We start from the raw sequence: 6732 nt of genomic DNA, 5'->3' as shown, positions 1-6732 counted from the left end.
CGACATGCTGGGAGTCGGTGTTCGCCGCATTATCAGTTTGAGCGAGAAGGTTCATGAGCGGATGGTTTTCAAAGTGGTGATGGTGAAATGGTGAACAGGATGGATGCGTCGGATTGCTGATGCGGTGCGAATCGTTTTGATCCGCTGGCGTTTGTGTGTGACCCTATTTGCCGCCGCCCCAGGAGCCGCCGTAGCCGCGACCGCCGTAGGATCCGGACCCGCCGGAATTGAGGAAGCCCGTGTCGATCGCACGCCAACCGCGTGCCGTTGCGATACTGAACCAAAGGCAGATCAGCACGCCGATAATCAAATAAACTCGAAGCAGTCGCATTTCAATTGTCCGAGGCGTAAGGGCTGTAGTCGCTGTCTTTCCAGCGTTGGACTTCGAAATTGTATTTGTATAGCAGGATCGCAGCAGGCATGATCGAGATGAAAATCATCGCATAGAACCACATCCAAGGGTCCGGTCCGAGTTGCGACGTCAAACCGAAAATCGATTTTCCAAATAGATGAATCACCGTGATGAATGTGACGAATCCACACCACGATAACCACACGCCGAAGTGGATCGGAGGCGACGGTTGGATCACCCCGACTCCCCATGGACGGACGATGTTCTTCACTCCGAACGCTTCCTCGATTTCGTCTGTGGTGAGGTAGACGCCTTTGGAAGCGATCAGCTCTTCGGCATTGCCGGTTTGTGAATGTTCGAAAGAAAGCATGTACGGTGGGCTGATGTAGTCTTTGGTGCTTACCTCATCGCCCTGATTCACCTGCCAGTAAAACTCGCCCATGCAGGATCGGACATAAGCCGTGCCGCGATCGTACAGCCGATACGTCCGTCCGTCGTAGGTTCGTTTGTTGTATCCGGTATTGATTTGACTCGGTGGAACCGGTTCGGCGAAGGACCAGTGACGATCGTTTTCAACGAGCCAACGGAATCCGATTTCGGGATTGTGTAGCAGGTATTCACGCCATGGGTACGTCGTGCCTTGATACAAGGCGTAGCGTTCGAGGAATCCGATTACCGTGAACTCATGATCGCTGACTTTATCGGGGCATTTGAATCGGCCGACCGATCCTAATGGGATCTCAGGATGCAGTTGGCGTCTGTCGATGATGTTGAGGATTTTGAGTTTGCCTTGCTCAGCATCGAGCATCGCTCCACAGTTCGGGCAGCCGACCCGCATCGTTTGGTCAGGTGTTCGCAGATCCAGCGGCCCGCCGCACTGCGGGCAATTCAAACTGAGTATTGCGACTCGTTTCGGCGCGTCTTCTTCGGCAGTGACGACCGCCGGAGGGTCGAGATTGAGTTCCTCGAGTGCGATGGTTTTGCCAACCGACAATTGCTTCTTTGCGTCGGTGTCTTCGGAGTCATATTCAAAGGTTGCAAACCACCCCTCGTTGCCTTGCAGGTCGGCGTAGATATGGTCGTCGCCGGGACGGAAATTCCATGGGATCTCGCCCTGAGCGGCGAACGAGGTGGCGACACCTTTCTCGCTGACGACGAGTTCGTTGTCGCCCAACGAAATCTCCTCGCCGACGCGGAGTTCGTTGAAGTCGGGGACATGCATTTTTTTGCGGATCGGTCGCGGGAACGTCAGGTGCAATTGTCCCTGGGCATCGGCTAGCCAAGCCATCTTGTCGCCCGGCAAACGCAGGTACCATTCGTCCCAGTAGCCGCCAGCGGCGTGTTGATATTGAACCCGTCCGATGCATTCAAACGGTTTCCCGCGATAGTGGCCGGTCGAACCGAGGTGCATGACCGAGTTGGTTTCGACGAGTTCGGCCACTTTGCCGATCAACTCAATGTCACGGTCGTTGCGAGCGATCGCACTGTGGCAAAAATCGCAGACGGTCACCATGGTTGCGTCGAAACGAAACTCGACGGGCCCACCACAGTTCGGGCAAGCACCGCCTTTCTTTTTAAGCGAACGAGCGCCGATCACTGCAACGCCTCCATGACCGAGGCGTTGTCGGATTTGCGTTCAGCATCGTGATGCCACGTCCCTCGTTGGAGCACTCGGATGCAAACGTGGTCAGCACCGAGGCTCTTTCCGAGTTCCACTTTCCACGGCCACTCCGCTTCATCGCGGCAGCACACAAAGTTGAATGTCGCCAGACCGTGCTCGGGGTACGTGTGGACGGCCAAGTGCGATTCGCTGAGAAGGTACAGCATCGTTACGCCGTGCGGGGCCGCGAATCGATGCGAGGCCGGATCGCCGATGACTGTCAATGCGAGTGAGTCGACAACACGTCTGCAAATCGATCCGATGGTTTCGAGCGACTGCAGCTTTTTAGGATCACAACCGCTGGCATCGACTACCCACTGAGTGCCGACAGAGACGAGCGGTGTGCCGGCGGCAGCGAGAGGCAACGATTGGTTTGAAACGAGACGCTCAGGCATGTCCTAGCTGTTCCCCATAAGAGTCCACGTTTTGAATGTTCGCCGGCAGGGATCTAGTTTTACCCGATCGGGGGTCGGGTCGAAAGATCGCAACTGGTCGGTGACGGGGCCGTGCGAAACACCGCGACGATGAGGCCGTTGCGATGCGGCCGCGACGATGAGACCGCCGCGATGGCGAGAGGCCGCAATGGTGAGTGGTAGGAAAAACTCTATGATGGTCAACTCAAAACTGAAACATCGCCGACATTGTCTGATCACCGGCCTATTTGTTCCATCACCGGACCTTCCCCATGCCCAACCAACTCGCTGAATCACTCAGCCCTTATCTACTGCAGCATCAAGACAATCCGGTTGATTGGATGCCGTGGGGTGACGAAGCCTTTGCGGCCGCACGTGCTCGCGACGTGCCCGTGTTTTTGTCGATCGGGTACGCGGCCTGCCATTGGTGCCACGTCATGGCCCATGAGAGTTTCGAAAACGAGCAGGTTGGCGAGTTTCTCAACAAACACTTTGTTTGCATCAAGGTGGACCGCGAGGAGCGTCCCGATCTCGATCAGGTTTACATGAACGCGGTGCAGTTAATGATCGGTCATGGTGGATGGCCAATGAGTGTGTTTTTGGACCATGAAGGCAGGCCGTTCTACGCGGGAACGTACTGGCCCGTATTGCCTCACGGGGGTATGCCGAGTTTTCCGCAGGTTCTCGACGCGTTGGTCGATGCATGGGCGAACCGCCGCGAGGATATCGCCAGTCACGCCGGTGAGATAACCGAGAGCCTGCAAAAGCTAGCGGTCGGTACCGATGCGACCGCGAAAGACACGCCCGGAGCGGACCGGGTCGGTGTGGCGATTGAACTGGTTTTGAAAACGTTGGACACGAAATGGGGCGGCTTTGGCGATGCCCCCAAATTTCCTCACGCGACGGACCTCGATCTGATGTTGAGGGTGGCTGCCCGAACGGAGGATCGTCGTTTGATCGAGGCGGTTGAGTTGACGCTCGACAAAATGGCGGCGGGCGGGATTCGCGATCACATCGGCGGTGGTTTCTCTCGGTACAGTGTCGACGCAAAGTGGTTGGTGCCGCATTTCGAGAAAATGCTCTACGACAACGGGCTGCTCGCGGAGGTGTACACGCGGGCGATGCAGGTCAGCGGGAACGAACGCCACGGTGAAGTCGCCGCAGAGATCTTGGATTACCTTCAACGCGACATGTTGGACGAGGCCGGCGGGGTTCACTGCAGCGAAGACGCCGACAGTGAAGGCGTCGAGGGCAAATTCTATGTTTGGAAGCCGGCCGAAGTGGAGCAGGTTCTCGGTGCGGAACGGGGAGCCCGTTTTTGCCGCGTCTATGACATCACCGAGGAAGGAAACTTCGAAAGGGCGTCGATTCCCAATTTGCCACAACCGTTAACGCATTGGGCAGGAGTGTTGTCTGTCCCATTGAGCGACCTGCGGGAAGAACTCGCTGCGGATCGCGAGCAACTGCGAATCGCCCGCGAAAAACGAGTGAGGCCGCAGCGGGACGATAAAATTGTTGTCGCATGGAATGCCCTGGCGGTTCGGGCGTTTTGCGTTGCCAGCGTCGTGATGCGACGTGATGACTATCTCGAAACCGCAAAACGAGCCGCTGGCTTTGTTTTGGAAAAGATGCGAGACCCCGAGGGTCGACTGCTGCATGTGTACCGTCAGGGCACCGCCCACGGGGATGCGTTTGTCGATGATCATGCTCTGCTCGCCGATGCATTGGTGAGCTTGTATGAGGCGACCGGCGAGGAACGTTGGTTGGTCGATGCGGTTGCGCTCGCGGGCGATTTGGTCGAGCGTTTTATGGACCGCGAGGATGGCGGGTTTTACTACACCGCGAGTGATTCCGATCCGCTGCTCACTCGCAACAAAGATTGGCACGACGGTTCGCTCGTCAGCGGGAATGCGTCGGCTGCGATGGTTTGTTTGAAACTCGCTCGAATCACGGGCGAATCCAAATGGCTCGATGCGGTGAACCACACGCTGCGGTGCGGCGAGGCGGTGATCCGTACTCAGACCCGCGCCTGTGCCGCTCTCATCAGCGTCATCGACGAGCTGTACCATGACAACGGCGAGTGGGTGATCGCGTTGAACGACAGTGGGTCTGCGGTCGATGTGGCGCGGCGGATGCTGGGCTCCTATCACCCGGCTACCACGCTCGTGTGGGCGACACCTTCGTCGTCGCATGATGGCGCCGGTACCCAGGCGGCATCGCCGGTGGGCAAGGAATTGCTCGACGGCAAGCAAGCACTCGGAGAGTCGTTTACCGTTTATCGATGTCGCGACTTTCATTGCGAGTCACCGGAGGTCGATCCGTGATTGTGCGCAACGAGATGCTAGGTTAGTGTTGGTACGCGTTCGAACGCGAGAAGTGTTGCAATGAGGCGACACGAAAGAACACGCGTGCTTGGCAGCCGAATCGAGATTATCCCCATGGCCATTATTCGTCCTTTCCAAAACTGCGACCTTCCGGGAGTCTTCGAAGTTTGGATTCGGCACTGGCAGGCAGCACGCCAAACTCCTCCGGTGAGCGTTTCAATTTTGGAACGCGCCTTGATGTCGAGGAACTTCTTCGATCCGGCGACGTTGATGGTGGGGCTCGCCGATGGTCAGGTGATCGCGTGGGCACACTGGTTTCTCGATGAGTCCGATGGTGAGGTAGCCGGCGACGAGAGCGAAGCTGCCGATACCGAGCAAACGCCTTCGTCGGCTACGATCGCCGCTCTCTGTTTTGCCGACGAGCCGGGGCTCGCGATCTGCGACCAATTGCTCAAGGCGGTTGAAGAAAACTTGAGAGAGGTTGGCGTTACTGAGGTCCGCGTCGGAACCGTCCGTGACGGATACAACGGGTACGCAGGACTCGCGCCGATCGGGCACGGCATTGGGGTGCCGGTTTCGGATGCTCGCACCGGTTCGTTGCTTTCACGCAGCGGATATACCGTGGACCGCACGATTGATCGGATGGTCGTTCAAACCTCGACCTACCGTCCGCCTATGAACCGATCGTTCTTGCAACTGCGTCGCAGCACACGTTTGGATCACGTTCCGGTCCTGCCGGCGGACTCACGGGTGGCCGCCGCGATGAGTCATTTCGACATTGAATCGCACTCGCTCGTCGATCACCAACAGCAGCAATCGCTTGCGACCTGCGGATTGTGGATGGGTGACCCCGAAGTCCAGGTCATGGAAAGTTCCAAGGCGATCCTATCGCTGACGCACCTCGAGGCCCATCGATACGACGGGATGCCCGTGAAGATTGATCCGGGCGTTGAAATGGGGACGGAGGCGTGCGAGCTTACCGCCGAGCAACAGTTTTTGATCTCGACGTTGGTGCAGTCGCTCTCGAATCGTCAAATTTTCTCGGTCGAAACGGCCGTCGACTGTGATGACCGAAAGCTGCAAACGCAGCTCAAAGACCTCAAATTTGAGTCGGCCGAACAGGGCAAACAGTGGCTCAAGAGCCTTTCGTAGGCTGTTGCAGTTTCTCGAATCGGCCGGCGGCGTTTTCGTGTTCGCCTATTCGTCGCTCTCGGTGAAGTTCGCGTTGGTGCTCACGTTTTGGATGTCATCGTGATCGTCGAGAGCCTCGAGCAGCGACATCACTTTGCCGGAAACCGAGCTGTCGAGGTCAACGTTGGTTGAGGCGATTTGAGTGATCTCGTTGACGTCGGCTTTCAGTTCGGCCGCGTCGAATGCATCGGACAAAGCGTCGTAACTGTCGGGAGGGCAGGTGACCTGAATTTGTCCGTCGTCGTCTGCCTCGACGTCTTCGCCACCGTTTTCGAGTGCGATCTCTGTCACGCTTTCTTCATCGGTTCCGGACGGGAAGATGAAGAGTCCTTTGCGTTCAAACAGATAGGACACGCATCCGGTTTTGCCGAGTTCGCCGCCGTGTTTGCCGAACAGGGTTCTCAGTTCAGGCGTGGTGCGATTGCGGTTATCGGTGAGTGCCGAGCACATGACGGCAACGCCACCGGGACCGTATCCTTCGTAGAGCACTTCTTCAACGGCATCGCCACCGAGTTCGCCAGTCCCACGTTTGATGGCCCGTTCGATGTTGTCTTTCGGCATCGAGACGGCTTTGGCGTCGTCGATCGCTTTGCGGAGGCGAATGTTGGCGGATGGATCTCCGCCGCCTGTTTTCGCGGCCACGATGATCGCTTTACTGAGCTTGCTCCATTGCTTCCCGCGGGCCGCGTCGACACGACCTTTACGGTGTTGGATGTTGGCCCATTTGGAATGCCCTGCCATTTCCGTAATTTCCTTTGTTGAGAAAAGCTCTAGTAATCCGACCCAGCTGGG

The 6732-nt window shown here is 57.2% G+C and carries 6 protein-coding genes; 2 read left to right on the top strand and 4 right to left on the bottom strand.

From position 1 onward, the window contains the following. Positions 1–163: 163 nt before the first annotated feature. The 3 genes from RSSM_RS34100 to RSSM_RS08445 are packed head-to-tail and all read right to left on the bottom strand — an operon-like array spanning position 164 to position 2407. Entirely contained in the window at positions 164–331 is a 168-nt protein-coding gene (locus RSSM_RS34100; RefSeq protein ID WP_008676664.1) for a hypothetical protein, read from the bottom strand. A 1-nt stretch (position 332) separates the two neighbouring features. Further along, positions 333–1949 carry a DUF4178 domain-containing protein gene (locus RSSM_RS08450; RefSeq protein WP_008676662.1) on the bottom strand — a complete coding sequence of 539 codons (1617 nt, stop codon included), beginning with the start codon at positions 1947–1949 and terminating at the stop codon, positions 333–335. After that, complete coding sequence (locus RSSM_RS08445) at positions 1946–2407, bottom strand: S-adenosylmethionine decarboxylase family protein (RefSeq protein WP_008676660.1); 462 nt, start codon at positions 2405–2407, stop codon at positions 1946–1948. Before RSSM_RS08445 ends, RSSM_RS08450 begins: the two co-directional genes overlap by 4 nt. A gap of 290 nt (positions 2408–2697) precedes the next feature. Here RSSM_RS08445 and RSSM_RS08440 point away from each other — a divergent pair, with 290 nt between their 5' ends. Together RSSM_RS08440 and RSSM_RS08435 are read left to right on the top strand one after the other, a co-directional pair. Beyond that, positions 2698–4749, top strand: a complete 2052-nt coding sequence (locus tag RSSM_RS08440) for a thioredoxin domain-containing protein (protein WP_008676658.1) — start codon at positions 2698–2700, stop codon at positions 4747–4749. Between the two features lie 114 nt (positions 4750–4863). Further along, complete coding sequence (locus RSSM_RS08435) at positions 4864–5901, top strand: hypothetical protein (RefSeq protein ID WP_008676656.1); 1038 nt, start codon at positions 4864–4866, stop codon at positions 5899–5901. A gap of 45 nt (positions 5902–5946) precedes the next feature. On the opposite strand, the gene RSSM_RS08430 is transcribed toward RSSM_RS08435, so the two are convergent. After that, complete coding sequence (locus tag RSSM_RS08430) at positions 5947–6681, bottom strand: YebC/PmpR family DNA-binding transcriptional regulator (protein ID WP_008676655.1); 735 nt, start codon at positions 6679–6681, stop codon at positions 5947–5949. Positions 6682–6732 lie beyond the last annotated feature (51 nt).

It is taken from the genome of Aporhodopirellula sallentina SM41, assembly GCF_000346505.1.
In the GTDB taxonomy this organism is placed as follows: Bacteria; Planctomycetota; Planctomycetia; order Pirellulales; family Pirellulaceae; genus Rhodopirellula; species Rhodopirellula sallentina.
Note: the sequence above shows the minus strand (reverse complement) of the source record. Positions and strands in the feature narration are given on the sequence as shown.

Excerpts from the sequence above, each read along its gene's own strand:
- RSSM_RS08430 (WP_008676655.1), bottom strand. The coding sequence starts at position 6,681 with ATGGCAGGGCATTCCAAATGGGCCAACATCCAACACCGTAAAGGTCGT.
- RSSM_RS08440 (WP_008676658.1), top strand. The coding sequence starts at position 2,698 with ATGCCCAACCAACTCGCTGAATCACTCAGCCCTTATCTACTGCAGCAT.
- RSSM_RS34100 (WP_008676664.1), bottom strand. The coding sequence starts at position 331 with ATGCGACTGCTTCGAGTTTATTTGATTATCGGCGTGCTGATCTGCCTT.
- RSSM_RS08435 (WP_008676656.1), top strand. The coding sequence starts at position 4,864 with ATGGCCATTATTCGTCCTTTCCAAAACTGCGACCTTCCGGGAGTCTTC.
- RSSM_RS08445 (WP_008676660.1), bottom strand. The coding sequence starts at position 2,407 with ATGCCTGAGCGTCTCGTTTCAAACCAATCGTTGCCTCTCGCTGCCGCC.